The following is a 23,965-nucleotide window of genomic DNA, read 5'->3' on the forward strand; positions in this document are numbered from 1 at the left end:
GCCGGCAGACGGCGGGGGACTCACCCGTCGTGGCATCAGCCGACAGACGACGTGTTCGCTGCGATCACGCGAGGTCGTACACGGTCACGGGGATGTCCCGGGCGCACGGCCGGGCGGTGATCAGCGGTTCGACGCGCTCCCAGCGGCCGCCGGCCAGGCCGGTGCCGATGCGGGGCATGTGCACCGACGCGGCGAGGCGCTCGGCGTGGTCGGCGAGGGTGGCCAGGCAGCGGTCGAGCGCGTCATACCGGATCGGCGGTCCCTGCGAACCCGTCCGCATACCGTGCTGGCCGATCATGTTGGCGGCCCAGAGGTAGTCGCGGACCTGGATCAGCCGGACCGCGCCGAGGCCGAAATGGTTGTGGGCGCGGTTGCGGTGCCAGGCCCGGTAGTCGCGTTCCGGATCGGGCCAGCGGCGGGACACGGCCACCACGAAACCCTTGCCCCAGCCGCCCAGGTCGTTGCACACGTGCGCGATCACCTTCGGACCGGCCGCCTGCGGACTGGTCGCGTCGCCCTGGCGGATCGTCAGCGGTAGCACCTGGGACTCAGTTCAGCGTCTGGCCGGGGAGGACCACGGCGAAGGCGCGCGGGAAGCCCAACGTGTCCAGGTGGCGGGTCTGCGCGTCGGCGACCGTGACCGTGGTGGTCCCGCCGCGGGAGGGGTTGAAGCACCGCAGCGCGCCGTCCTCGTGGCCGACGATGAGGACCCAGTGGCGCGGGATCGTGGCGCCGATGAGCATGGCCACCGGCCAGCCGGATTCCACCGCGGCCAGCACGGCGCCCAGGTCCTTGCGGAACAGCCGCCAGGTGTACCGCACGCCGAGCGCCTCCGTGTGCGCGGAGATCGAGGCCGCCACGCCCCACGGGGTGGTGCCCAGCTTGCGTGGCCACAGCCGGTTGGCGGCGGCGTGGATGCGGTGCTGCTCGGCGGCCGAGTCGGTGACCGTCGCGCCGTAGGCGGGGTCCAGCGCCGCCGACGCCACCAGCGCCACGGTCGGGCCGCACGTGTAGCCGTCGGTCTGCCGGACGAACAGGTAGTCAGCCACGGCGCAGGAGCCGGCCGACCGCGGCCATCATCTCTGTCGCCATCTCCTCGCCCCGGCCCTCCTCGGCGCCGTGGTGCATGCAGTGGCGGGCGTGGTCGTCGAGCAGGCCGAGCGCGACCTTGTCCAGGGCGGCCTGGATCGCGCTGATCTGGGTCAGCACGTCGATGCAGTACCGATCCTCGTCGACCATCTTCTCCACGCCGCGGACCTGGCCCTCGATGCGGCGCAGGCGGCTCTGGAGCTGGTCCTTGGTCGCGGTGTACCCGCGCGGCGTCGCGGTAGTCATGCCTGCCAGCATACCCGTTTCACATGGAACCCCCTGGGGGTATAAAATCCGGCACCGTGCCCTTTCCGGCCGCCTAGGCGATCCGCTGCGTGGGCAGGCGCTGCGGCAGGACGACGCAGGTGCGGCAGCGGGCCTCGTACGTGTATGTCCCGTCGTCGGGCAGCGCGGTCGAGGGCGCGAGCTCGCGGATCATCGGCTCGCCGTGCTCGAGCACCTGCGTGTACACCGCGGAGAAGGAACGGCACCGGTCGCACACCGCGCGCCGGTAGGTCACGCTCGCCGGTCCGAGCTCCAGCAGCGCGCGCACCGGCGCGAACAGCTCGCCCCGATGGTCGAGATCGATCCCGGCGGCCACGACCCGCGTGCCGCGATCCAGCAGCCGTCGCACCACGGCCACGTCCGACAGCGCGAACATGTGCACCTCGTCGATGCCGACGACGTCGAGGTCCTCGTCGAGCGCCGCGGTCAGCGACGTGGCCTTCACGGTGGCGAGCGCCGCTCCACTGCGTGACACCACGCCGGCGTCGCGCACGTGCCGGGCGCTCTGAAACACGCGGTGCCGCGCGTCGGTGTACTGCAACGGCGACAGCAGGCTCACGAGCTCGAGCGACTTGCCGCTCTTCATCGGCCCGAGGATGACGGTCAGATCCACGGCGCAAAAGGGTACCCGGGCTTGCGGCCGCGGCCCGGAGCGGGCATGTTTGATTCATGGACCCCGCCACGCCACTGAGCCGCCTGCGGCGTGGCGTGCGACGACTCGCGCTGACCATCTGCGCGCTCATCCTCGGCGCCGGCTTCACGCCCGCCCTGCCGTCCACGGTGGAGCCGCCCCAGCCCGCGCCTATCTCCTTCACCGCCGCCGGCGCCTCGTCCCAGCGGTCCACTGTGGACGAGCCGGCCGCCGAGCCGGCCCCGCCCGTCGCCGACCACGCGGAGCCCGCGATCTCCGGCGCGTTTTCCCTGCTCATAGGCCGGCACGTCGGGGCCGTGGCGAGCCGGGCCCCTCCCGCGCACCAGGCGTGAGACGATCCCCCCGATCCGGTTTCGCTCCTTCGAGGTGCCCTCCTCATGCTGAACTTCTCCCACGACGTCCAATACGCCCTGGCGATCTGGCTGGGCCTGCTCGCCGCCATCATCATCACGTTCCTGGTCGTGACCGCACTCTCCCGCCGCGGCTACGTCGGCCCGTCCTGGTGGAGCCGCCTGCGCAAGGCGATCCGCGATCCCGAGGCCGCCCGCGAGCGGCAGGCCAAGGTGGAGCGCAGCGCGCGGGAGATCGAAGAGCTGCAGCGGTACGGGGCGGAGATCACTGTCGTCGCCGAGCGCGCGACGGTCATGGCCGAGCGCCGGCGCGCGGAGTGGGAGGCCGCCCAGCACACCCAGGAGGCGGCCTGGCGCGCCTACGAGGAGGCCGAGCAGTCAGTCGACCGCCTGCGCCGCGCCAACGCGTTCCCGATCCCCGAGGACGACCCGCAGTTCCGCCGCCGCCACCTGGTGCGCATCGCCAACGACGCCCACGGCCGCGGCGAGATCTCGGCCGCCGACCTCGCCGACGCGCTGATGCACCGCAACGGCTGGGATCCGCAGGCGCACCCGTTCGTCCAGGAGCTGACGCTGCGGCGGGTCATCCGGGACCGGAGGTTCCAGGCATACCAGGAGGCGTCGGAGATCGAGCGCCAGGCCGCGAACGCCGCGGACATGGCGGCCGGCGCGAAGCGAAGCCTGGACGACGAAGCCTTCGACGCGGCGCTTCGGCTGCGCAAGGCCACGGCGGTGGCCCCGGAGCGGTCGGCACCGTCGTTTCTGACCGCACCGGCGCGTTCCTGACCCGCGCCCGACCTGCGCCTTGGTCGCAGCTGAACGTGCGGCCTGCCCGCAGGCGTGGTGGCGCTCCGGCTGGCTGGGGGAGCGTCGCGGGATCAAGCGGTGCACCGACCGGGCCGAGCCAGGCGCGTCCCCGCGGGTCGTGCGGCCCGGGCGGGTGAGCGCCGGTGACGAGGTGCGCATGGTGTTCACGCCGGTGCACGGCTGCTGACCTTCCGCGGGCTGGCGGTGAGCCGGACCTGCTGCCCGGGCCGCCGGCGGCCGAGGCGCCGCACGGCCGCATCCGGGAGCGCGTCCTAAGCCGTCTGCAGTGAGCGCTTCGACAGGCCCATGAAGTAGCCGTCGATCACCGAGCGCACCGGCGCGTCGGGCCGGTCGGCGGCGCCGAGCGTGACGAACAGTGGCGTGTAGTGCTCGGCGGTCGGGTGCGCGAACGGCATGCCCGGCGCCTGGCTGGCGAACCGGCTCAGCGTGTCGACGTCGCCGCGGGCCAGCGCGTCGGCGGCCCAGGCGTCGAAGTCGGCGGACCAGCCGGGCGGCTTGGCCGCGCCCGCCCAGTGCTCGCGGGTGAGGAACGGCAGCCCGTGGGTCATGAACCCGGACCCGATGACGAGCACGCCCTCGGAGCGCAGCGGACGGAGCCGGCGGCCCAGCTCGAGCAGGCGGTCGGGGTCGTGCGTGGGCAGGCTCAGCTGGAGCACCGGGACGTCGGCCAGCGGATACATCACCATGAGCGGCACCCACGCGCCGTGGTCGAGCCCACGGCCGCGGTGCTCGTGCAGCGGCTCCGAGTCGGGCATCGCGGCGGCGACCCGCCGGGCGAGCTCGGAGGCGTCCGGGGTGGCGTACTGCAGCGTGTAGAACACGGGCTTGAAGCCGCCGAAGTCGTACACCAGGGGGGTGGCCGCCGGCGTGGCCGACACGCTGAGCGGCGCCGACTCCCAGTGTGCGCTGACGATGAGGATCGCCTTCGGCTTGGGCAGCTCCAGCGCCCAGTCGTGCAGCTGCCGCATCCACTCGTCGTCCTCCAGCAGCGGCGGGGCGCCGTGGCTGAGGTACAGGCTGGGTAGCGCCCCGTCCTCGGGCGTCCAGGAACGCTGCTCGCGGCTGGCCGGCACGGCGGCGGCGAGGTGTCGATCGAGAAGGGGCAGTGTGCTCATGTACTCAACGGTAACGCTTTAGTTGAGCGCTCAACAAGGGCTTGCGAAGAAATCCGATATGCCCGGCAGCGGAGTTGACCGGACATATCGGATGAGGAGGTGAGGAGGGGATGGAGCCTCAGTTGGGGTCGGTCATCGCGAGATCCGCGGCGTGCCGCAGTGCCTCGGCGACGGCGTGGGTCTCGGCGGCGCCGTACACGAGGAGGAGCTCGCGGTCGGGCCCGCCGCGGCGGTCGGTGGCGGTCGCGCGCTCCACGACGACGCGCGTGGTGGTGAGCTGGTCGTCTACGGAGATGTCCATGTCGGCCACGCCGATGTCCACCTGACGGACGAAGAGTTCTTCCATGAGCAAAAGCGTGGCGCCGCCTACCCCGGGTCACGCCGCCCCGTGCGGGTTATTCACCCGTCGCCGGAGCGGACCGCCGGCTCCCGGCGTGCGGGGGCGGCGCCGAGGCGCACGAGCGGTGGGTCAGAAATGGGCGCGGGCGGCGGTGGTGACGAGGAGCTTGGCCTCCTGCAGGTGGGCCTTCTCCTCTGCGGTCACGTTCGGGTCGGCCGTGCGGCGGCGCGCGGCCGCCTCGAGCTGGGACAGCGGGTTGTCGCGGGTGCAGCTCAGCAGCGTGTCCAGGAACGGCTCGGCCTGATCGGCGAACGGGCCGGGCAGCACCGCCACGCTGGCGATGATCAGGGCCGTCATCGCCACATCGAGCTCCGGCGGGCCCTCCGTGCTGTTGCGCCAGTCGATGACCACCGGGCCGCCCTCGGTCATGACGACGTTCTCCGGGTGCAGGTCCAGGTGCAGGATGCGGGTGCCCGGGTCGGTCGCCGCGCGGACGCGGACCTTGTGCAGCCGCTCCAGCAGGTCGGCCAGCACGGTGGCGCCGGAGTGCAGGTCGATCGTGCCGTCGTGGAGGGCCTGCAGCATGGTCGGGCCCTCGAGGCGCTCCAGGATCAGGTCGGCGCCGTCGGCCGCATAAACGCGCGGCGCCGGGTAGCCGTGGTCGGAGACGTATCGCATGATGGCCGCCTCGGCCGTCACGTCGCCGCCCCGGCGGTATCGCCGCAGAACCCGCCGCTCGTCGAGCGCATATACATCAGCGTCCCGGCCGCTGGCGAGAAGTGCGGGCATGCCGCGACTCTACGTCCCCGGGCGAAATCCTTCAGCCCTCGGGACCGCGGCCGGCCGCTCTCGTCGGTGTCGGAAAGCCGTGTGTATCTCAGAGCCAGCCGTTCTCCTCGGCGAGGCGGACGGCCTCGGCACGGGTGCGGGCGCCGGTCTTGCCGATCGCGGCGGACAGGTGGTTGCGTACGGTGCCCTCGGACAGGCCGAGCTGACCGGCCACGTCGGCGACCGTGCCGCCCTCGCGCGCGGCGCGCAGCACGTCGGCCTCGCGGGGTGTCAGCGGGCTGTCACCGCTGGCCAGGGTCTCCGCGGCCAGCGTCGGGTCGACGACGCGCAGGCCGGCTGCGATCCGGCGCACCGCGTCGGCGAGCTGCCGGGCCGGTGTGTCCTTGACCACGAAGCCGGAGGCGCCCGCAGCCATCGCCCGGCGGAGATACCCCGGCCGTCCGAACGTGGTCACCATCAGCACTTTGCAGGACGGCAGCGCCTTGCGCAGCGCGGCGGCGGCGGCGATGCCGTCCAGGCCCGGCATCTCCACGTCGAGCAGCGCCACGTCCGGGCGGTGCTCGCGGGCGGCCGCGACGACCTCGTCCCCGCGGCCGACCTCCGCCACGACCGTCAGGTCGGTCTCGAGGTCGAGCAGCGCGGCGAGCGCGCCCCGCACGAGCGCCTGGTCGTCGGCGATCAGCAGTCGGATGGCCACCCCAGCATCGTGTCACGTCACCGGGGGCGTGGCCCGCATCACTGGGCGAGTTCGGCGACCGTGCGCACGGCCGCGGCGACGACGCCGGCGGCGAAGGAGTAGTCCAGCGTGTCCGCGGTGTCGCCGGGGCGGTGGTAGTGCGGGTTGCGGTAGTCCGCGGTGTCGGTGACCAGGAGTGCCCGCCGCCCGGTGTTCCAGTACGGCACGTGGTCGCTGCGCATCGCGACCTCGCGGGCGAAGCCGGGCAGCACCAGCGGGAGGCCCGGGACCTCGAGGTGCCCGGCGAAGCGGGCCAGCAGGCCCTGTGAGGCCTCGTCCGCGACCAGCGCGATGAAGTCGCCACGCTCCGGCGGGTCGACGACCCCGGCCAGCTCGCCGGGGAAGCGCTGCCGGGCCGCCGTGAAGCCGATCATCTCGAACACGATGGACTCGGTGCGTGGCGTGATGTGCGCCATGTGCGCCTTGCTGCCGAGGAAGCTCTCCTCCTCGCCGCCGAAGAAACAGAACCGGATCGTGCGGGCCGGCAGTTCGGCGTCGCGCAGCGCACGAGCGGCCTCGAGCACGCCGGCCACCCCGCTCGCGTTGTCGTCCGCGCCGGGGCTCTCCTCGACCGAGTCCCAGTGGGCGCACAGCTCCACGGCGTCGTCGGAGGTGCCGCCCTGGATCTCGGCGACCAGGTTGACCTGGTGCAGCTCACCGCCGTAGCGCTCGACGCGCACCGCCAGGCCCATGGCGCTGAGCTCCTCGGTGATGTACCGCAGGCAGGCCGGCACCCCGGCCAAGTCCTCGAATCGCGGCCCGTGCGCGGTGAGCGCCTCGACGTGGGTGCGCAGCCGTTCCGGTGAGATCACCGTCACAGCGTACGGGCGGTCTGGACATGGAACAGCCCCCGAGGTTCCAGCGCTGCATGCGCGTGGACCGGTCGGACTACACCGGGAACCCTCGGGGGCTGGGTAACTGTCTCGTATTCGCCGGCCGCCATCCGGGCGGACGCACGAAATGCGAGTCCAGAGGACGGCGACTAGCGGACAGTCACCTCACGAGTCCCATTGCTACACAATTTTGGACCACCTCCTTTCCCGTGTACGCCTAACCTAGCCAGCGCTGTGGATCGGCGGCAACGCTTTTTCGGCAGTCACCCGGTCAGCGCCGGGTGAGCCGGCGACACGGCCGGGTGCGGGTGCGCCGGCAGCTACGCTGCGCGGTGTGAGTGAACCGACCGGCGAGGAGCCCGGCCAGGACGTGCTGGACCTCGCGCACCGCATCTTCGACCTGGCCCGCTCGGGCGCGACCGAGGAACTGGCCGGCTACGTCGACGCCGGCGTGCCCGTGAACCTGACCAACGACAAGGGCGACTCGCTGCTGATCCTGGCGGCGTACCACGACCACCCGGCGACCGTCGCCGCGCTGCTCGCCCGCGGAGCCGAGGCCGACCGGGCCAACGACCGGGGCCAGACGGCGCTGGCCGCCGCGGTCTTCCGGCAAAACCCGCGGACCGTCGGCACGCTGCTCGAGGCCGGCGCCGACCCGGATGCCGGCGGCCCGTCCGCGCTCGACACGGCCCGCTTCTTCGACCTGCCCGCGATGCTGACCCTGCTGGAGGCGGGGCGATGAGGGACGTCGAGATTCGCGGCGACATGATCCGGCTGGGTCAGTTCCTCAAGCTCGCCGACGTCATGGAGTCCGGGGGCGAGAGCAAGGAGCTGATCCTCGACGGCGAGGTCACCGTCAACGGCGAGGTCGACACGCGCCGCGGCCGCCAGCTGCACCGGGGCGACGTCGTGCGGGTGCTCGGCGAGACCCTGCGGGTCGCCTGAAGATCACCGTACCCAGCAACTTCACAGCGCCGTTTGCGCCGCTGCCCAGGTCGGCGGCTCATGCTTTGCGTGTGACCGGCGCCGGAAAGCCGGAAGCCTCCCTGGATGGTCCACCGGCGCACGGTCACGCCAAGCGTTGCTCACGAACGTTGCTGTGCTGGGGTGGTCAGCGGAGGCAACGGTGATGCGGTCGAGGTCGGGGCACCACCTGCCGGGGGTGTTCCCGGCCTCGACTGTGTTCCGGCCCGCCTGCGGGCCGCACGGTCACCGTCGCCGTCGCGACCGAGCCCAAGCCGCCGCCCGCCGGGAACGGAACCCGGGTCCCGCGATACCCCGCGCCGACGGAGCAGCGCCGGTCGTCGGCGGACAGATATGCGATCACGCTGGAACGGGCGCGCGGACGGCGGCCTGCCGGATCTTGGCAGCGCGGACCTGGCAGGGCCGGGGCCGCCCTTGAGGCAGGCCCCGGCCCGGTGTCTCGCGGGAGGAGCGATCCGCAGGTGAGGCGGCCCGAGTCGGGAAATCTCGGGCTATGGGGTCAAGACCACCTTGCCGCGGACGTGGCCGGCGCCGAGCAGGCGGTGGGCGTCCGCGGCCTCGGCCAGCGGCAGTTCGCGGTGCAGGGCCACCCGCAGCAGGCCGCGGTCGGCCAGGTCGGCCAGCCAGCGCAGGTCCGCGGCGGCGGGCTCCGGAGTGATGTACCGGCCGCCGGCCGGGGCGATGGCCGGGTTGACCGTCGAGACCGCGCGGGCCGGGTCGCGCACCTCGCGCAGGGCGGCCGCGGTCGTGTCGCCGCCGGCCAGGTCCAGCGACACGTCGACCGGCTCGGTGAGCTCGGTGACCGGCTCAGCGCCAAGCTCGCGCAGGAAGTCATGGTCGGCGGGGTCGGCGGTGCCCAGCACGCGCTCCGCGCCCAGCGCGCGGGCGATCTGCACCGCGAAGTGGCCGGCGCCGCTCGCGGCGGCGTGGATCAGGACCACGTCGCCCTCGCCGGTGCCGGCCGCCCGCAGCGCCTGCAGGGCGGTCGCCGCACCCTGGGGAACCGCGGCGGCCTCAACGAACGTCAGGCCGGCAGGCTTGTGCGCGGTGTCGCGCTCCGCGACGGCGACGCGCTCGGCGTAGGCGCCCTCGGCGTAGGCGTACACCTCGTCGCCGACCACGAAGGCGGTCACCTCCGGGCCGCGGCTCACCACGACACCGGCGAGCTCGTGGCCGGCGACGGGCGAGCCGGTGAGGGACAGGTCGGCCGGGTTCACGCCGGCGGCGCGGACCTCGATCAGAACCTCGTCCGCGGCCGGCTGTGGGTCGGGCACGTCCTGCAGGGACAGGACTCCGGCGTCGTCCTGGGCGGTCAGCGTGATGGCCTTCACGCCTCCATGTCTAGCGGCTCCAAGACCCGCATGCGGGCGGATATGGCCAGGTCGAGGGAGGTGAGATGGTCTACCCCGGCGATGGTGAGCCGCGACGCCACCCCGGCCGGGGCCCTTCCGTGACCGACGGCGTCCTATGCGCTGCACCGCTTGACCAGCGTGGTAAGGAGCACCGGCGGCTCATCCGGCGCGATGAGTTTCGGGCTCGGTGCCAGGGGTGGTAGCGCAACCCCAGCGATTTCGTGCTGACGGGGGAGACTATTCTGCCTGCGGGGTGACGTGTTGATCGCACTGCCGATCGCCCGGCGCCTCGAGGAGCTGGCTCGCCAGCTGGTTCAACAGCCCCAGGAGGCCTTTCGTGACCACCGTCGCACCGAAGCCGATCGTCACCAGGCCCTGGCCGGTGCACAAGCCGGTCAAGGGCTCGGCGTTCGCTCGGCTGCTGCGCACCACGGACGCGAAGCAGATCGGCCTGATGTATCTCGTCACGTCGTTCGTGTTCTTCATGATCGGCGGGTTCATGGCGCTGCTCATGCGCGCCGAGCTGGCCCGGCCGGGTCTGCAGTTTCTCTCGCCCGAGCAGTACAACCAGCTGTTCACCATGCATGGCACGATCATGCTGCTGTTCTTCGCGACGCCGGTCGTGTTCGCCTTCGCGAACTACATCACGCCGATCCAGATCGGCGCCCCTGACGTCTCGTTCCCCCGTCTCAACGCGTTCGCCTACTGGCTGTACGTGTTCGGTGGGTCGATGACGCTGATCGGCTTCCTCACGCCGGGTGGCGCCGCCGACTTCGGCTGGTTCGCCTACGCGCCGCTCAACAGCATCATCCACTCGCCCGGCGTCGGCGCCGACCTGTGGATCGTCGGCCTGGTGCTCTCCGGCCTCGGCACGATCCTCGGCGCGGTCAACATGATCACCACGATCCTCACGCTGCGCGCGCCCGGCATGACCATGTTCCGCATGCCGATGTTCACGTGGAACATCCTGGTCACCAGCGTCCTGGTCATCATGGTCTTCCCGATCCTGGCCGCCGCGGCGCTGGCCCTGGAGGCCGACCGTCGCCTCGGTGCGCACGTGTATGCCGCCGAGACCGGCGGAGCGATGCTCTGGCAGCACCTGTTCTGGTTCTTCGGCCACCCCGAGGTGTACATCGTGGCGCTGCCGTTCTTCGGCATCATCACGGAGGTCATCCCGGTCTTCAGCCGCAAGCCGGTCTTCGGCTACAAGGGCCTCGTCGGCGCGACGATCGCGATCGGCGCGCTGTCGATGAGCGTGTGGGCGCACCACATGTTCGCCACGGGCCAGGTCCTGATGCCGTTCTTCTCGTTCCTGAGCTTCGTCATCGCGGTGCCGACCGGCATGAAGTTCTTCAACTGGATCGGCACGATGTGGCGCGGCCAGATCACCTTCGAGACACCGATGCTCTTCGCGATCGGCTTCCTGGTGACCTTCCTCTTCGGTGGCCTCTCGGGCGTGCTGCTGGCGAGCCCGCCGATCGACTTCCACGTCTCCGACACGTACTTCGTGGTGGCCCACTTCCACTACGTGCTCTTCGGCACGATCGTGTTCGCGGTGTACGCCGGCATCTACTTCTGGTTCCCGAAGATGACCGGCCGCATGCTCGACGAGCGCCTGGGCAAGATCCACTTCTGGCTCACCACGATCGGCTTCCACGCCACGTTCCTGGTGCAGCACTGGCTCGGCACGCAGGGCATGCCCCGGCGGTATGCCGACTACCTGGCGACCGACGGCTTCACCACGTTGAACACGATCTCCACGATCGGCTCGTTCATCACCGGCCTGTCGACGCTGCCGTTCATTTGGAACGTCTGGAAGTCGTACAAGACCGGCCGGGTCGTCGAGGTCAACGACCCGTGGGGCCACGGCATGTCGCTTGAGTGGGCGACGTCCTGCCCGCCGCCGCTGCGCAACTTCGACAGCATGCCGCGCATCCGCTCGGAGCGCCCGGCGTTCGACGCGAAGTTCCCGGCGCACGCCCCCGGCCACTCGCTGGAGGCCCCGCCGCCCGGTGGTGCCAGGCCGCTGAGCCACGAGGCCGACGGCGGCGCGACGTACGAAGAACAGCGCTGACGCACCGCTTCTCCAGGACCGCCCCCGAGGCCATCAGGCCGCCGGGGGCGGTCCCGTTTGTGGCCGCTGCCGATCTGAGCCGGGAGCGGCCTCATGCGCCCCGTTTGCGGCGGCTTCGTCGCGCCGTCCCTGGGCGCCCGCGGGCCTTGGAATGCCGCGGCGTTGGCGGCCGCTGGGTCGCTGGGCCGCGTCGCCGGAGACTGTTGCTGGGAACGCGGGTCGGCCAGAGAGGAGGCCGAGCCGGGTCGGGCGGCGCCGGGCGGCCGTGCGCCGGCCAGGCCGCGGCCGTGCGGCTGTGTGTCAGGGCGGCCGTGTCGCCCGTGCTGGGCCGAGCCGCCTTAGGCCACCGTGATCTCGGAGGTGGGAGCACGGCCGCCTCGGTCGCGTCGAGCGACCGGCCGTCGGCCCGACCGGCCGTCGGTCCCGGCAAAGGTCGGATGGCAGGGCCTCGCGGCGTGGGTGACTTTTCCGATAAATCCGGCAACGTGGCTCAAGCGGGCGAGCCTCGGGCGGGTGACGCTTCGTATACGACACCCCGATGGAGCGCCGCCGTCGGGGTGAGGGGCGGGGCGCTCCACGGAGCGTTGTCAAGGAGTCCGGCCGTGGCCGGGGAGAGAAATGCGTTGCGTGATCGGTCAGGCGGGCTGGGTGACGCCGCGCTCGCGCGCGGCGGGGACCCTGCCGGACACGGTGCCGGGCGGGATCGGCACGCCGAGGATGTCGCTCACGCCCACCACGGCGAACAGGCGCGCGATGAACGGGTTGGGACGGCGAATGTCGAGCTTGACGCCCATGCTGTGGCAGATGCGCTTGGCAACGACGAGCGTGCCGATGCCGGTGGAGTCGAGGAACGTGACCCCCGCGAGGTCGATGACGAGGAGGTCGATGCTTCCGTCGAGCACTGAGCTCACCGCGGTGCGGAGCTCCTGAGCGGTCTCATAGTCGATTTCGCCACTCAGTGTCAGCACTGACTCTCGCTGATCCGAAGGGCGAGTCTCGATCGACAACTTCACGTGACCCTCCTGGTGCTGAGCCGTCCACCATGGACGACCCTTCGAGGTCCCGCAAGCGTAGCGAAGTCTGGCCATTTTCGCCACGCTCCGTGTAGGTGCTCCTTACGGTGCGACGTGAGAAGTCCTCACATCAGGTGCGGAACCATTTGCCCGGATGACGGTACACGTCGGTTGTTACACGGCAAGTCTATCCATGTGCCATCGGCCGTACGGTCAGCTCCTGGCCACGACCGGTTCACCGAGCAGAGTCGCGCCGGCCTCCCGCAGCTCAACCAGGGCGGATGCGGTCGTGGCCGGCTGAACACCGGCGGTGAGGTCCAGGAGCACAGTTGTAACAAAGCCCTCACGCACCGCATCGAGGGCGGTGGCCCGCACGCAGTGATCGGTCGCGATGCCGACCACGTCGACCTCGGTGACGTCCCGCTCGCGCAGCCATTCGGCGAGCCCGCGGCCCTCGGCGGTGCCCTCGAAGCCCGAGTACGCCGCCGCGTACGACCCCTTCTCGAAGACGGCCTCCACGCGCGCGGTGTCGAACGACGGGTGGAATCCGACCCCGGCCGTGCCGACGACGCAGTGGGCCGGCCAGGTGCTGAGGTAGTCGGGGTGCGCGGCGAAGTGCGCGCCGGGATCGATGTGGTGATCCTGCGTGGCCACGACGTGGTCCCAGTGCCTGCCGGTCAGTTGCCCGCCGGAGAGCGCGGCGGAGATCGACGCGGCCACGGCCGCCCCGCCGGCGACCGCGAGGGAGCCGCCCTCGCAGAAGTCGTTCTGCACGTCGACGACGATCAACGCACGCGTCATGCGGAGCCTCCAGACACGATGACCGGGACCGCCGGGTCGCCGGCGGAGAGCTTGAGCCCCTCCCAGGGGATGGAGATGAGGCACTGGCGGAGGTGCTCGCGCGAGTCGGTGAGCGTCGGCAGGCCCTCGACCGGCTCGCCGCCGCGCAGCAGGGGCCGCTGCAGCGGCCGGTCGTGCGGCTGTGGCTGCGGTGCGCCGAGCGAGACGACGATCTCCTCAGTCGCGGTGCCGGTGGGTTTGTGCCGGCGTACGGCCGTCTTGCGCCCGCCGACCGTGCCCTTGTTCTCCGAGCGCTTCACCACCGCACGCCCGTCGACCTCGACGAGCTTGTACACCAGCCCCGCGGTCGGCGCGCCCGAGCCGACGACCACCGCGGTGCCCGCGCCGTAGGCGTCGACCGGCTCGGCGGCGAGCGCCGCGATCGCGTACTCGTCGAGGTCGCCCGACACGACGATCTGGGTGTCCGTCGCGCCGAGCGAGTCGAGCAGGGCCCGGGACTCGGAGGCGAGCACGGACAGGTCGCCGGAGTCGATGCGCACGGCCCGTAGGTCGGGGCCGGCCACCGCGATCGCGTTGCGGATGCCCTGCGCGATGTCGTAGGTGTCCACCAGCAGCGTGGTCTGCTTGCCCAGCGTCGCCACCTGCGAGGCGAAGGCGGCCGGCTCCGAGTCGTGCAGCAGCGTGAAGGCGTGCGCGGCCGTACCCGTGGTCGGGATGCCGTAGCGCCGGCCCGCCTCAAGGTTGGACGTGAACGCGAAGCCGGCCAGGTAGGCGGCCCGGGCGGCGGCGACCGCGGACTCTTCCTGGGTGCGGCGCGAACCCATCTCGATCACGGGGCGCCCGCGGGCGGCGGTGACCATCCGGGCCGCGGCGGCCGCGATCGCGCAGTCGTGGTTGAGCACGGAGAGCACCAGCGTCTCCAGCACCACACACTCGGCGAACGTGCCGCTGACCGTCAGGATCGGGGAGCCGGGGAAGAACAGCTCGCCTTCGGTGTAGCCGTCGATGTCGCCGCTGAAGCGGTACTTCCCGAGCCACTCGGCCGTCTTCGCGTCCACGATGCCGCTGGCGGTGAGGAACTCGATCTCCTCCGGCCCGAAGCGGAACCTCCCGATGAGGTCCACCAGGCGGGCGTTGCCGGCCACCACGCCGTAGCGGCGCCCGGTCGGCAGCCGGCGCGCGAACACCTCGAACACGCAATGCCGGTCGGCGGTGCCGTCGTGCAGGGCCGCGGACAGCATCGTCAGCTCATAGTGGTCGGTCAGCAGCGCGCTACTCGTCACACGACCAACATATGCCACCCGTTATAGGACGCCGATCACTCCTCCGGCGGCAGGGAACGCAGCGCCGCGGCGAGCTCCGCCCGGCCGGTCACGCCGAGCTTCGCGTACACGCGCATGAGGTGGTTGTCGACCGTGCGGGAGGAGAGGTACAGCTGATCGGCGATCTCCTTGGACGGCACCCCGGCGGCGGCCAGCCGCGCGATCTGCCGCTCCCGGCCGGTCAGCATCGGCTGCGGCACCACCAGCGCCGGCGTGACGGCGTGCGGGCACTCCAGGCGCAGTTCGGCGAGGCGCTGCGCGGCCCGCGGGGTCTGCGGCGAGCGGATGCCGCGCAGCAGGGTCACCGCGCCGGCGGCGGCCTCGGCGGCGAAGAGGTACATCTCCATCTCGGCGAGTTCCTCGGCGACCGACAGCAGCGACCCGCCGTCCTCCTCGGCCATCGCCCGCACGTGCCAGGCCATGGCGGGGGCGAGCCGGCCCTCGACCGTCTGCGCGAGCTGTGAGATGCGCTCGTTGACCTCGGCCGCGAGGCCGAGCCGGGCGAGGTCGTAGAGGGCGAACATCTCGTGCGCGGCGAAGCCGTCGTTGCGGTTGCGCGCGGCGAGCAGGCGCAGCACCTCGACAGCCGTGGGGATGTCCCCGGACGCGACGGCGACCCATGCGCGGGCCTCCTCGATCCACGGGTAGAGCACCTCCATGGAGCGGTAGTGCGCCTGCTCGGCGAGGGTGAACGCGCTCGCCGCGGCGGTCGCGTCACCCAGCAGCGCGGCGATGTGCGCCCGCTCGGCGTGGGCCAGGGCCACGAAGATCCGCCCGGTGGCGAGCATGGCGCTGGCCTGGCTCGCCGCGCGGCCGGCCTCCTGCAGGTGGCCACGCAGCCGGGCCGCCTGCGCGCGGACGATCTGCAGGTAGCCGGAGCCGAGCAGGAAGTTGCCCGCGTCGGCCATGCCGGCGAACTCGGTGGCCACGATCGCGTCGACGGCCGCCATGTCACCGGCGAGGATCATGGCGGTGCCGCGGGCCAGCTCGATGCCCAGCTGGATGTACGGCACCTCGGCCCGCCACTGGGCGGCGTCGGCGTCCAGCGACGCCATCGCCTTGACCGTCTGCACCGGGATGCCACGCATCGCCTGCAGGTGGCCCATGATGCTGCGGGCCAGCGCGCGGGGCCCGGGTGCGCTCGCCGGGCTGTCGAGCACGGTGCGGGCGAGGGTCAGCGCCTGGGCGTGGTCGCCGCGGTGCAGGCGCATGGTCGACTCCACCGCCAGGGCGAGGGAGCGCTCCCGCAGGTCGCTGAGCTTGTGGGCCTGGTGGTTCATCTCGTCGGCGGTCGACGAGTCGCCCAGGCCCCACTGCGAGGTGATGTGGCGGATCGCGAGCCACCGGCTGCGCTGCGCCTCGTCGACGATCTGGTCCTCGTTCTGGTCGAGGATGAGTGCACCCTCGTCGGGGCAGCTGGCGAACATCAGGATCGTGGCGAGCGTCTCGGCGGCGTCGAACCCGCCGCCGGCGGCGACGGCGGCCTTGCCCAGCCGCATCGCCAGGGCCATGTCGTAGGTGGCGAAGGCGAGGCGGCAGGCGTTGAGCAGCAGGACCGGGTCGCGGGCGGTGTCGCTGTCCAACCGCCAGACGGCGACCCGTAGCAGGTCGTCGCGGCGGCGGGCGCCGGTCTGCTCCACCAGCGTGGCCAGTTCGGCGAGCAGGCGCCGGAACCGGGTGACCGGGCAACGGCGGCGCACGACCTCCCCGTACAGCGGATGGGCCAGCCGGACGGTGGTGCGCCGGTCCTCCACGACGACCCGCACCAGCTGCCGCTCCTCGGCGATCTCGACGGTGGCCAGGTCGGTGGCCTTGACCAGCAGCGGCAGGCCGATCGGCTCGCCGAACGCGACCAGTTCCAGCACCCCCCGCTCCTGCGGGGTGAGCTTGCCGATGCGGGCGTCGACCACCTCCGTGAGGGTCGGCGCCAGGTCGACCTTGCCGGTCCAGCGCTGCATGCCGTAGCTCTCGGTGATCTCACCGGCGGCGTGCGCGGCGATCACCAGCTCGCGCAGCAGCAGCGCGTTGCCCTGGGAGAGCTGCCAGAGCCGGTCCACGGAGGCCGAGTCGACAGGGCCGCCGAGCACCTGCTGCAGCAGGTCGGAGGTCTCCCGCAGGGTGAGCGGCCCGAGCTCGATCCGCTCGGCCAGGTCGTCCTTCCACAGCGCGCTGATCGGGTCGTGCACAGGCTCGCCGGTGCGCACGGTGCCGATGACCGTCGCGTTCTCCGAGCGGGCGACGTAGTACACCAGGGCGGCCGACAGCGGGTCGAGCAGATGAGCGTCGTCGATCGCGACCACGATCGGCCGCCCGGCCGCCTGGCGGTGCAGCGCGTCGACGGCCCAGCGCAGCAGCCCGGCCGGCGAGCCGCCCGCCGGCTGGTCCGGCGGGAGCACCTGCGCCAGGCCGCCGAGCGGCAGGCCGGCCGTCGCGGCGTTGGCCGTCGCCGTCCAGACCGCGAGTCTGTCCTGGTCAAGTGAGTTGACGCCCTCGCGCAGCAATCGGCTCTTGCCGATTCCTGGCGGGCCGCCGAGAATCAGTCCGCGACCGGTCGAACCGCAGGCGGCTTCGCCGACTCGGACCAGTTCTGCGCTTCTGCCGACAAAACTCCAGGGGGGCACTGTCGCAGCATATCGATATGTTGATTACTCGGCGTACCCACGGGAGCACGAACTTTGAGTAGTGCGTCCGGCTCCAGTTGAGTAGCCCTGACCCTGCTGCCGTAAGTGTCCGTTCACGTAGCGTTCCGGTGCCTGCCGCGCATGCCCTTGAGCTGCGCGCGGGCGGGCCTTCCCGGGCGTGCACAAGGAGGTCGCACATGGGTTTCGGGGTCCTGCAGGCGCCGCTGATCGATATGACTGTCACGTCTTCGCCGGGCCACGGCGTCACGACGAGCGGGAGTCCAGTGTCCGCCATGCCGGTTCGCGGCAGCCGGAAGCATCGGCAGCCGAGCGCCCCGCTCCAGCCGCCCCAGCATTCCTACGCGGTTGTCGCCGGCACTCCGCTCGGCGGGAAGACGGCCCTGGTCGACGCGCTGATCCGGCGTACCGCCGAGGAACCGATCGACGCCGGGGACACCTGGCTGGTGTTCCGCCACGGCGAGCGCGCCGACGCGTGGGCCTTCGTGCCCGGGCACCGCGAGCCGCGCCCCTTCCCGGACGGTAGCCGCGTCAAGGGCCCGGCCCGCCCGGCCCGGCGGATCGAGATCACGCACCCCTGTGACCTGCTGGAACGGGTCGCCCTCATCGACACGCCCGGCCGCGGGGGCCCGGACGCGGCCACCGCCGAGATCGTCGTGGACGCCGCCGCCGGCGGCCTGGGCCTGCTCTTCGTGGTCGACGCCGCGGCCCCGCTCGCCCGCGCCGACCTCGACCTGCTGGGCGCCGCCGACGGCCGGGTGGAGCGGATCGCGTTCGTGCTCACCGGCATCGACCAGCACGACGCGTGGCCGCAGATGCTGGCCGCCAACCGGGCGCTACTCGCCTCGCGCGGCCCCCGGCTGGCCGCCGCGCCCTGGTTCCCGGTCTCGCTCGACCCGGCGAACGTGTTCGGCGTCGCCGAGCTGCGCCACCTGCTCGAGACGTGGGCCGGCGAGCAGGCCAGGTTCGAAGCGCAGGCATCCGAGGCGCAGGCGGATGGACGGGCCGGCGCCCGCACCGGCGGCGTCGCCGCCACCGTCTCGGCGACGGGTGATTCTTGGGAGGAAAAGCTCCACCGGGAGATCCGCGCCCGCCGGTTGGCCGCCATGGAGCGCGTCTCGATCGACCTGGCCACCATCCACGTGCGCTGCGTGCAGGAGCTCGGCTCCGGCAAGGGCTGCCCGGAGCTGCCCCGCGTGCTCGACCGGGAGCTGCACGCGCTGTCCGTGCGCAGCACCCGCGTGCTGCAGACGGACACCCGCGAGGTGATCGGCGCCGTCTTCGGCTCGCTGCTGGACAGCCCGCCGGACGAGGTCGTGCTCGCCCGGGTCGCCGCGGCCGCCCGGCAGGCCGTGGACGCCGCGCACGACGACGGGCGCGAGCGGGACCGGGCGCTGCTGGTGACCACCACCTCCGGCGTCGCGGCGCTCACCGGCGCCGGGGCGTTGGACAGCCTCTCCGCGGTCGGCGTCTGGTCCGGGTCGATCAGCGCGGAGGACGCCTGGCAGGTGCTCCCGCCGCTGGGCATCGGGCTCAACGCCGGGTCATATGCCATGTGGCAGCCTCGGCGCGCGCCGGGTGGGCCGCCGAAGCTGCCGGACAAGAAGGACTGCCGGCGCTGGCTGCAGCAGGCGCTGCGGGAGGTCGAGGTCGAACTCGGTCACGAGCTCAGCGAGCGGTACGCGCAGCTGCGCCAAGCGCTCACGATCATCGCGGGGGACGCGGTCGACCATGGCGTGTTGCTCGCTTGATGGCACCATGATGGTATGGCGGCGCCGCAGGTCCTACCGATCGAAGAGACCCACGTCGAGGTTGACGAGGTGCCCCAGACCGACCGTCCGTGGGTGACCGTCGTCTGGAATGATCCCGTCAACCTCATGAGCTACGTGACCTGGGTCCTGCAGAAGCTGTTCGGGTACAACAAGGAGAAGGCCGAACGCCTGATGCTCGACGTGCATCACAAGGGCAAGGCCATCGTGACGAGCGGTGTGCGCGAGCGCATGGAGTATGACGCGTCACGGTTGCAGGCGCACGGCCTCTGGGCGACGGTGGAGCAGTCGTGACCATGTTCGTGCGCGAAGGAAAGGTGTGCGTCGCCCGGTTCGGTCCGGGCGAGGCCGCCGTGCTCAACGAGGTCATGCTCGAGGTGATCACCCTGCTGTCGGAGCGGTTCGACCGCGCCGACCCGGTGATCGAGCGGTTGTTTCCCGATGTGTACCGCGACGATCCCGCCCTGTCGGCCGAGCTGCGTCGCTACACGGAGGACGACCTGCGCTCGGCGAAGCTGGAGCAGGCCGCGATGCTGCTCGACGCGCTGCCGGTGGAGGGTGGCGAGGTGGCGCTCGACGAGGAGCAGGCCGAGGCGTGGCTGCGCGCGCTGACCGACGTCCGGCTCACCCTCGGCATGCGGCTGGGCATCGTGGACGACGACGTCGATATCGAGGCGGAGCTGGACGACGCGATCCTGAACGATCCGACCTCCGCCCGGGTGGGACAGCTGTCCGTTTATCAGTACCTGACGTACCTGCAGGAGTCGCTCGTCGGCGCTCTCATGGCGTGAGGGCGGTCACGGGCAAGTGTCGCTCGGGTTTCGGTACTCTGTCATGCGTGCTGACCATCGACGCCGCGATCCTCGACGCGATCGTCGCGCATGCCCGCCGGGACCACCCGGACGAGGCGTGCGGGATCGTCGCCGGTCCGGCTGGCTCCGACCGGCCCGAGAGGCACGTGCCGATGGAGAACGCGGCCCGGTCCATGACGTTCTACGAGTTCGACTCCAAGGAGCAGCTGCGGCTGTGGCGGGAGATGGACGACGCCGACGAGGAGCCGGTCGTGGTCTACCACTCGCACACCGCGACGGAGGCCTACCCGTCCCGGACGGACGTCGCCTTCGCCGGCGAGCCCAACGCGCACTACCTGCTGGTCTCCACCCGTCACCCCGAGCTGACCGAGATCCGGTCGTTCCGCATCGTGGACGGAGCCATCACCGAGGAGCCGGTTCAGGTAGTTAACGCAGTCGTGGATCCGAATGCCGTCCAGACCTACCTCTTCGGGCAGAGTCCGACGACCGTCGACTACGAGTGTCGGGCCGGCAGCTGACCAGCCGCCGTGCAGCACTCGTCCCGTTCGTCGTCGTCCACCGCTCATGCCATACCTGAGGAGAAAAATCATGGCTATCGAGGTTCGTATTCCCACCATCCTGCGCAGCTACACCGGCGGTGCCAAGACCGTCGACGGCTCCGGGGACACGATCGCTGACCTGCTGACCGACCTGGACTCGCGCCACGCGGGCCTGAAGGACCGGCTCATCACCGGTGAGGGCGGCCTGCACCGGTTCGTCAACGTGTACATCAACGACGAGGACGTCCGGTTCCTCGGCGCGCTCGACGCGAAGCTCAACGACGGCGACTCCGTGACGATCCTGCCCGCGGTCGCGGGTGGCGCCCTAGCGTTCGCTGCCGCGCACGCCCTGCGGGGCTGATCGGCGTGGCGCGCTACGAGTCCCTCCTCGACGCGTGCGGAAACACGCCGCTCATCGGTCTGCCCCGGCTTTCGCCGAGCGCCGACGTGCGGCTGTGGGCCAAGCTCGAGGATCGCAACCCGACGGGGAGCGTCAAGGACCGCGTGGCGCTGTGGATGGTGAAGGCGGCCGAGGAGTCCGGCCGCCTCCGCCCCGGTGACACGATCATCGAGCCCACCAGCGGCAACACCGGCATCGCGCTGGCGATGGTGGCGAAGCTGCGCGGGTATCGGCTGGTCTGCGTCATGCCGGAGAACGTGTCCGCCGAGCGGACCTCGATCCTGCGCATGTATGGCGCGGAGATCATCTTCTCGCCGGCGGCGGGCGGCTCCAACCGTGCCGTCGCCGTGGCGAAGGAGATCGCGGCCGAGCACCCGGACTGGGTCATGCTGTTTCAGTATGGCAATGAGGCCAACGCGCGCGCCCACTACGAGTCGACCGGGCCGGAGATCCTGCGAGACCTGCCCACGATCACCCACTTCGTGGCCGGCCTGGGCACCACCGGCACGCTCATGGGCGTCGGGCGATATCTGCGCGAGAAGGTCGAGGACATCGAGATCGTGGCCGCCGAGCCGCGCTACGGCGAGCTCGTCTACGGCCTGCGCAACCTCGACGAGGGCTACGTGCCGGAGCTGTATGACGCGACGGTGCTCACCCGGCGCTTCTCGGTCGGCACGCGCGACTCGGTGCTGCGCACCCGGCAGCTGGTCGAGGTCGAGGGCATGTTCGTCGGCTTCTCCACCGGCGCGGTGCTGCACGCCGCACTGGCCGTCGCCCATCAGGCGCTCAAGGCCGGCAAGCGGGCCGACGTCGTGTTCCTGGTCGCCGACGGCGGGTGGAAGTACCTGTCGACCGGCGCCTATGGCGGCACCCTGGCCGAGGCCGAGAGCGCCCTGGAAGGCCAGCTCTGGGCCTGAGGCCAGATCAGGCCCGATTACGCCCCGCAGGCCCGTGACGGTGCACGCTCGCGAACGCCGCGATCGTGCGCCGGCCGCCGTGGGCAAGACGGAACGCGTCCGGCAGCTGCCGGCGCGGTCGCCGCATGCTCACCGGATGCGACGAGCGAGGCCGTTGCACGTGACTCAGTCGTGTCACGTTGGCGACATCTGGCGTCCGATCATTCAACCTGGGCTGCCAGTCCGGCGTAGGCTGCGCAGCGTGACAGGCCATGCCCTACAACGGGCGGTCCGCGGATTGGATCTATCCTCACCCTGACCGGTGCGATCCACAGATTCGTTCGAAGACGGGAGACGGCGGGTTGAGGGCAGCATCATGAGGCTCACGGTTCTCGGCTGCGCCGGCAGCTTCCCGGGCCCGGAGGCGCCCTGTTCCGCCTACCTCGTCGAGGCGGACGGCTTCCGCCTGTTGATCGACTTCGGCCCCGGCTCGATGTCGACGCTGCAGCGCTACCACGGGCTGTACGCGGTCGACGCCATCCTGCTGTCGCACCTGCACTGCGACCACATGCTCGACGCCTGCTCGTACATCGTCGCCCGGCGCTACGCGCCGGCCGGACCGCTCCCGCCCCTGCCCGTGTATGCGCCGATCGCCGCACCCGAGCGGATCGTGGCCGCCTACGGCGGCGAGAACGAGCCGATGTCCATCAGCGACGTGTACACCTTCTACGCGCTGCAGCCCGGCAGCTTCCCGATCGGCCCCCTGCAGGTCACCGTGGACCGGGTCAACCACCCGGTCGAGACGTACGGCGTGCGCGTCGAGCACCAGGGCCGGGTGCTCACCTACTCGGCCGACACGGCCCCCTGCGAGCAACTCATCCGCCTGGCGCAGGGCGCGGACGCGTTCCTGTGCGAGGCGAGCTATCTCGACGGCGCCGAAAACCCGCCCGACCTGCACCTCACCGGCCGGGAGGCGGCCGAGCACGCCACCAAGGCCGGAGTGGGCCGGTTGCTGCTCACTCATCTGGTGCCGGCGTGGGGCGACGAGGCTCTCACGCTGGAGGCCGCATCGAACGCCTTCTCCGGACCGATCGATATCGTCCGACCAGGCGCCCGATACGACATTTAGGCACCCGTTTGCCGTTTGGCCAACATATCGTGGCCGCATGCATGGACGCCCCCCTCATGGTCATGGCATGCGGATCGCGATCGTCACCGAATCGTTCCCGCCCGATGTGAACGGTGTCGCCCACTCCGTCGTCCGGGTCGCCGAACACCTCGTCGCGCGTGGTCACGAGCCGCTCGTGATCGCCCCACAGCCGTCGTCCGCAGCGCGCTCGGTCACCGGCTCGTTCCCGTATCCGATCATCCGCGTGCCCTCCGTGGCCACGCCGGGCTATGGGAGCTTCCGGCTCGGGCTGCCCAGCCGGCGCCTGGCCGCCGCCCTGAAGGCCCACCGCACCGACCTGGTCCACCTCGCGAGCCCGTTCGTGCTCGGCGCTCGCGGCATGACGCTGGCCGCGTCGCTCGGCCTGCCCACGGTGGCGGTCTACCAGACGGACGTTCCCGCCTACGCCCGTCTCTACTACAAGTCCAACCTCGGCGAGCAGGCCGCCTGGCGCTGGCTGCGGCGCATCCACAATGCCGCCGACCGGACCCTGGCCCCCTCCACCGCCGCGGCGACCGCGCTGCACGCACACGGCATCGAGCGTGTCTGGCTCTGGCGCCGTGGCGTCGACGCCGCCCGCTTCGACCCCAGGCATCGCTCGGCCTCGCTGCGCCGCGCGGTGGCCGACGAGGGGCAGGTGATCGTCGGATACGTCGGCCGTCTCGCCGTAGAGAAGCGGGTCGATCTGCTCGCCCCGGTCAGCCGCATCCCGGGCGTCCGCGTCGTCGTGGTCGGCGACGGACCCGCCCGGGCGAGCCTCGAGCGGGCCATGCCGGAAGCGGTGTTCCTCGGCGAGCGGCGCGGCACGCAGCTGGCCCGGATCTTCGCGAGCCTTGACCTGTTCGTGCACACCGGCCCGTTCGAGACCTTCGGCCAGACCATCCAGGAGGCTCTGGCCAGCGGTGTACCCGTGGTCGCGCCGTCCCAGGGCGGCCCGCTCGACCTGGTCGACGACGGCCGGACCGGCCTGCTGGTCCCGCCCTGCGACGCGACCGCCCTCGTCTCCGCCGTCGCCTCCCTGGTCGGCGACCCGGAGCGACGGCAGGCGATGGGCGTCGCCGCCCGGGTCGCGGTCGCCGCGCGCACCTGGTCCGCGGTCGGCGACGAGCTGATCCGGCACTACGTCGACGTGCACTCGGGCGGACTGGCTGCCCGGTCCGTCCCGGTTCCGGCGTGAGC

The 23,965-nt window shown here is 71.7% G+C and carries 28 protein-coding genes; 14 read left to right on the forward strand and 14 right to left on the reverse strand.

All coding sequences use genetic code 11. The features are described from left to right. Positions 1-64: 64 nt before the first annotated feature. From AB0367_RS03630 to AB0367_RS03645, 4 genes are all read right to left on the reverse strand, one after another. On the reverse strand, positions 65-541 hold the full coding sequence (locus AB0367_RS03630; RefSeq protein ID WP_366224564.1) for a macro domain-containing protein: 477 nt from the start codon (positions 539-541) through the stop codon (positions 65-67). Positions 542-548: 7 nt separating this feature from the next. Next, complete coding sequence (locus AB0367_RS03635; RefSeq protein WP_366224565.1) at positions 549-1,049, reverse strand: hypothetical protein; 501 nt, start codon at positions 1,047-1,049, stop codon at positions 549-551. Continuing rightward, on the reverse strand, positions 1,042-1,335 hold the full coding sequence (locus tag AB0367_RS03640) for a metal-sensitive transcriptional regulator (protein WP_350544782.1): 294 nt from the start codon (positions 1,333-1,335) through the stop codon (positions 1,042-1,044). The genes AB0367_RS03635 and AB0367_RS03640 overlap by 8 nt, the downstream gene beginning before the upstream one ends. A 73-nt stretch (positions 1,336-1,408) precedes the next feature. Continuing rightward, entirely contained in the window at positions 1,409-1,987 is a 579-nt protein-coding gene (locus AB0367_RS03645) for a thymidine kinase (protein ID WP_366224566.1), read from the reverse strand. Between the two features lie 56 nt (positions 1,988-2,043). On the opposite strand from AB0367_RS03645, the gene AB0367_RS03650 reads away from it, so the two are divergent. From AB0367_RS03650 to AB0367_RS03660, 3 genes are read left to right on the forward strand one after another with little or no spacing between them, the layout of a single operon-like run. Next, positions 2,044-2,358 carry a hypothetical protein gene (locus AB0367_RS03650; protein ID WP_366224567.1) on the forward strand — a complete coding sequence of 105 codons (315 nt, stop codon included), beginning with the start codon at positions 2,044-2,046 and terminating at the stop codon, positions 2,356-2,358. Positions 2,359-2,403: 45 nt separating this feature from the next. Further along, on the forward strand, positions 2,404-3,162 hold the full coding sequence (locus tag AB0367_RS03655) for a hypothetical protein (protein WP_366224568.1): 759 nt from the start codon (positions 2,404-2,406) through the stop codon (positions 3,160-3,162). 19 nt (positions 3,163-3,181) lie between these two features. Further along, positions 3,182-3,370, forward strand: a complete 189-nt coding sequence (locus AB0367_RS03660) for a hypothetical protein (RefSeq protein WP_366224569.1) — start codon at positions 3,182-3,184, stop codon at positions 3,368-3,370. Between the two features lie 85 nt (positions 3,371-3,455). Here the strand turns inward: AB0367_RS03660 and AB0367_RS03665 are convergent, their stop codons facing one another. From AB0367_RS03665 to AB0367_RS03685, 5 genes are all read right to left on the reverse strand, one after another. Beyond that, positions 3,456-4,319, reverse strand: coding sequence for a class III extradiol ring-cleavage dioxygenase (locus AB0367_RS03665; RefSeq protein ID WP_366224570.1), 864 nt, complete (start codon positions 4,317-4,319; stop codon positions 3,456-3,458). Positions 4,320-4,437: 118 nt separating this feature from the next. Then, positions 4,438-4,665: a hypothetical protein gene (locus AB0367_RS03670; RefSeq protein WP_350544768.1), complete on the reverse strand. Its 228-nt coding sequence runs from the start codon at positions 4,663-4,665 to the stop codon at positions 4,438-4,440. A gap of 123 nt (positions 4,666-4,788) precedes the next feature. Continuing rightward, positions 4,789-5,448, reverse strand: a complete 660-nt coding sequence (locus tag AB0367_RS03675; RefSeq protein ID WP_366224571.1) for a phosphotransferase — start codon at positions 5,446-5,448, stop codon at positions 4,789-4,791. Between the two features lie 88 nt (positions 5,449-5,536). Next, the gene (locus AB0367_RS03680; RefSeq protein ID WP_366224572.1) at positions 5,537-6,145 is read right to left on the reverse strand and encodes a response regulator transcription factor; all 609 of its coding nucleotides are present in this window, start codon (positions 6,143-6,145) and stop codon (positions 5,537-5,539) included. A 38-nt stretch (positions 6,146-6,183) separates the two neighbouring features. Then, the gene (locus tag AB0367_RS03685; RefSeq protein WP_366224573.1) at positions 6,184-6,996 is read right to left on the reverse strand and encodes a M20/M25/M40 family metallo-hydrolase; all 813 of its coding nucleotides are present in this window, start codon (positions 6,994-6,996) and stop codon (positions 6,184-6,186) included. 355 nt (positions 6,997-7,351) lie between these two features. Here AB0367_RS03685 and AB0367_RS03690 point away from each other — a divergent pair, with 355 nt between their 5' ends. Both AB0367_RS03690 and AB0367_RS03695 read left to right on the forward strand, forming a co-directional pair. Beyond that, a complete protein-coding gene (locus AB0367_RS03690) occupies positions 7,352-7,759 on the forward strand; it encodes an ankyrin repeat domain-containing protein (protein WP_366224574.1) in 408 nt (135 codons plus the stop codon). Continuing rightward, on the forward strand, positions 7,756-7,962 hold the full coding sequence (locus tag AB0367_RS03695; RefSeq protein ID WP_366224575.1) for an RNA-binding S4 domain-containing protein: 207 nt from the start codon (positions 7,756-7,758) through the stop codon (positions 7,960-7,962). The genes AB0367_RS03690 and AB0367_RS03695 overlap by 4 nt, the downstream gene beginning before the upstream one ends. Before the next feature lie 530 nt (positions 7,963-8,492). Here AB0367_RS03695 and AB0367_RS03700 read toward each other — a convergent pair. After that, complete coding sequence (locus AB0367_RS03700; protein ID WP_366224576.1) at positions 8,493-9,332, reverse strand: NADP-dependent oxidoreductase; 840 nt, start codon at positions 9,330-9,332, stop codon at positions 8,493-8,495. A 358-nt stretch (positions 9,333-9,690) separates the two neighbouring features. Here AB0367_RS03700 and ctaD point away from each other — a divergent pair, with 358 nt between their 5' ends. Then, the gene (gene ctaD / locus AB0367_RS03705; RefSeq protein ID WP_366224577.1) at positions 9,691-11,427 is read left to right on the forward strand and encodes a cytochrome c oxidase subunit I; all 1,737 of its coding nucleotides are present in this window, start codon (positions 9,691-9,693) and stop codon (positions 11,425-11,427) included. 635 nt (positions 11,428-12,062) lie between these two features. Here the strand turns inward: ctaD and AB0367_RS03710 are convergent. From AB0367_RS03710 to AB0367_RS03725, 4 genes are all read right to left on the reverse strand, one after another. Further along, complete coding sequence (locus AB0367_RS03710) at positions 12,063-12,440, reverse strand: STAS domain-containing protein (RefSeq protein ID WP_366224578.1); 378 nt, start codon at positions 12,438-12,440, stop codon at positions 12,063-12,065. Positions 12,441-12,653: 213 nt separating this feature from the next. Continuing rightward, complete coding sequence (locus AB0367_RS03715) at positions 12,654-13,241, reverse strand: isochorismatase family protein (protein ID WP_366224579.1); 588 nt, start codon at positions 13,239-13,241, stop codon at positions 12,654-12,656. Further along, positions 13,238-14,524: a nicotinate phosphoribosyltransferase gene (locus AB0367_RS03720; protein ID WP_366224580.1), complete on the reverse strand. Its 1,287-nt coding sequence runs from the start codon at positions 14,522-14,524 to the stop codon at positions 13,238-13,240. Before AB0367_RS03720 ends, AB0367_RS03715 begins: the two co-directional genes overlap by 4 nt. Positions 14,525-14,559: 35 nt before the next feature. Next, the gene (locus AB0367_RS03725; protein WP_366224581.1) at positions 14,560-17,184 is read right to left on the reverse strand and encodes a LuxR C-terminal-related transcriptional regulator; all 2,625 of its coding nucleotides are present in this window, start codon (positions 17,182-17,184) and stop codon (positions 14,560-14,562) included. Between the two features lie 197 nt (positions 17,185-17,381). Here AB0367_RS03725 and AB0367_RS03730 point away from each other — a divergent pair, with 197 nt between their 5' ends. The 8 genes from AB0367_RS03730 (at position 17,382) to AB0367_RS03765 (ending at position 23,963) form a co-directional block, all read left to right on the forward strand. After that, positions 17,382-18,953 carry a hypothetical protein gene (locus AB0367_RS03730; RefSeq protein ID WP_366224582.1) on the forward strand — a complete coding sequence of 524 codons (1,572 nt, stop codon included), beginning with the start codon at positions 17,382-17,384 and terminating at the stop codon, positions 18,951-18,953. Between the two features lie 15 nt (positions 18,954-18,968). Next, complete coding sequence (gene clpS / locus AB0367_RS03735; protein WP_344620051.1) at positions 18,969-19,265, forward strand: ATP-dependent Clp protease adapter ClpS; 297 nt, start codon at positions 18,969-18,971, stop codon at positions 19,263-19,265. A 2-nt stretch (positions 19,266-19,267) separates the two neighbouring features. Next, entirely contained in the window at positions 19,268-19,762 is a 495-nt protein-coding gene (locus AB0367_RS03740; protein ID WP_366224661.1) for a DUF2017 domain-containing protein, read from the forward strand. Positions 19,763-19,809: 47 nt separating this feature from the next. Continuing rightward, positions 19,810-20,301 (forward strand): M67 family metallopeptidase, encoded by a 492-nt coding sequence (locus tag AB0367_RS03745; RefSeq protein WP_366224583.1) that lies wholly within the window; start codon positions 19,810-19,812, stop codon positions 20,299-20,301. 70 nt (positions 20,302-20,371) lie between these two features. Next, the gene (locus AB0367_RS03750) at positions 20,372-20,683 is read left to right on the forward strand and encodes a MoaD family protein (RefSeq protein WP_366224584.1); all 312 of its coding nucleotides are present in this window, start codon (positions 20,372-20,374) and stop codon (positions 20,681-20,683) included. A gap of 5 nt (positions 20,684-20,688) precedes the next feature. After that, entirely contained in the window at positions 20,689-21,639 is a 951-nt protein-coding gene (locus AB0367_RS03755; protein WP_366224585.1) for a cysteine synthase, read from the forward strand. Between the two features lie 355 nt (positions 21,640-21,994). Further along, the gene (locus AB0367_RS03760; protein WP_366224586.1) at positions 21,995-22,747 is read left to right on the forward strand and encodes an MBL fold metallo-hydrolase; all 753 of its coding nucleotides are present in this window, start codon (positions 21,995-21,997) and stop codon (positions 22,745-22,747) included. Positions 22,748-22,814: 67 nt separating this feature from the next. Then, entirely contained in the window at positions 22,815-23,963 is a 1,149-nt protein-coding gene (locus AB0367_RS03765) for a glycosyltransferase family 1 protein (RefSeq protein WP_366224587.1), read from the forward strand. The last annotated feature ends 2 nt before the right edge of the window (positions 23,964-23,965 follow it).

This window comes from Dactylosporangium sp. NPDC051484 (genome assembly GCF_040689395.1).
Classification (GTDB): domain Bacteria; phylum Actinomycetota; class Actinomycetes; order Mycobacteriales; family Micromonosporaceae; genus Dactylosporangium.

Bases quoted from the DNA above. Each gene is read 5' to 3' on its own strand.
- AB0367_RS03695 (WP_366224575.1), top strand. From the start codon at position 7,756: ATGAGGGACGTCGAGATTCGCGGCGACATGATCCGGCTGGGTCAGTTC.
- AB0367_RS03665 (WP_366224570.1), bottom strand. From the start codon at position 4,319: ATGAGCACACTGCCCCTTCTCGATCGACACCTCGCCGCCGCCGTGCCG.
- AB0367_RS03760 (WP_366224586.1), top strand. From the start codon at position 21,995: ATGAGGCTCACGGTTCTCGGCTGCGCCGGCAGCTTCCCGGGCCCGGAG.
- AB0367_RS03670 (WP_350544768.1), bottom strand. From the start codon at position 4,665: ATGGAAGAACTCTTCGTCCGTCAGGTGGACATCGGCGTGGCCGACATG.
- AB0367_RS03655 (WP_366224568.1), top strand. From the start codon at position 2,404: ATGCTGAACTTCTCCCACGACGTCCAATACGCCCTGGCGATCTGGCTG.
- AB0367_RS03765 (WP_366224587.1), top strand. From the start codon at position 22,815: ATGCGGATCGCGATCGTCACCGAATCGTTCCCGCCCGATGTGAACGGT.
- AB0367_RS03730 (WP_366224582.1), top strand. From the start codon at position 17,382: ATGGGTTTCGGGGTCCTGCAGGCGCCGCTGATCGATATGACTGTCACG.
- AB0367_RS03740 (WP_366224661.1), top strand. From the start codon at position 19,268: ATGTTCGTGCGCGAAGGAAAGGTGTGCGTCGCCCGGTTCGGTCCGGGC.
- AB0367_RS03675 (WP_366224571.1), bottom strand. From the start codon at position 5,448: ATGCCCGCACTTCTCGCCAGCGGCCGGGACGCTGATGTATATGCGCTC.
- AB0367_RS03640 (WP_350544782.1), bottom strand. From the start codon at position 1,335: ATGACTACCGCGACGCCGCGCGGGTACACCGCGACCAAGGACCAGCTC.
- AB0367_RS03650 (WP_366224567.1), top strand. From the start codon at position 2,044: ATGGACCCCGCCACGCCACTGAGCCGCCTGCGGCGTGGCGTGCGACGA.
- AB0367_RS03715 (WP_366224579.1), bottom strand. From the start codon at position 13,241: ATGACGCGTGCGTTGATCGTCGTCGACGTGCAGAACGACTTCTGCGAG.
- AB0367_RS03750 (WP_366224584.1), top strand. From the start codon at position 20,372: ATGGCTATCGAGGTTCGTATTCCCACCATCCTGCGCAGCTACACCGGC.
- clpS (WP_344620051.1), top strand. From the start codon at position 18,969: ATGGCGGCGCCGCAGGTCCTACCGATCGAAGAGACCCACGTCGAGGTT.